This window comes from Arthrobacter sp. MDT2-34-1, assembly GCF_059091365.1.
Genome location: NZ_JBNHGO010000123.1, coordinates 1 through 515, shown reverse-complemented (window position 1 = coordinate 515; position 515 = coordinate 1). Strand labels below are relative to the sequence as shown.

The 515-nt window shown below is 67.6% G+C and carries 1 protein-coding gene; it reads left to right on the top strand.

What is annotated here, in order from left to right; translation table 11 throughout:
* On the top strand, nt 1–515 hold a 515-nt coding region (locus AC5RVV_RS17975), incomplete at both ends, for a calcineurin-like phosphoesterase C-terminal domain-containing protein (RefSeq protein WP_494002710.1).

Below are 515 nucleotides of genomic sequence, written 5' to 3'. Positions count from 1 at the left end.
CTCGAGTGGCTGCGCCAGGACATCGCGTCTGTGCCCAAAGACCGGGCGATCGTGATCGCCTCCCACGCGCCGCTGCACGAGTTCTACTACTCCAGCGGCTACACCCACGCCCAGATCGAGGAAATCTACGAGATCCTCAAGGGCCGTGAGGTGGTCTCCGTCGCCGGGCACACCCACATGTCCGAGAACCTCCGCCAGGGCGACCTGATGGCCGGCTGGACCGACACACTCGGCGACGCAGGCCTGCCGTTCACCCACCTGACTGTCCCGGCAGTGTCCGGCCAGTGGTACAACGGCCGGGTGCTCGAGGAGGGCTTCCCCACCTCCGTGCAGCGTGACGGGACCCCTCCCGGCGTACTGACCCTGGACATCAAGAACACGGAGATCCGCGAGCGTTTCACCGCCACCGGCGACGACGGTTCCGACCAGATGGCCCTGGGCATCAACTCCCCCGCCTACCGTGCCTGGTACGACACGTACACGGACCGGCGCGGCACGGCTCCGGCCCCGCAGAA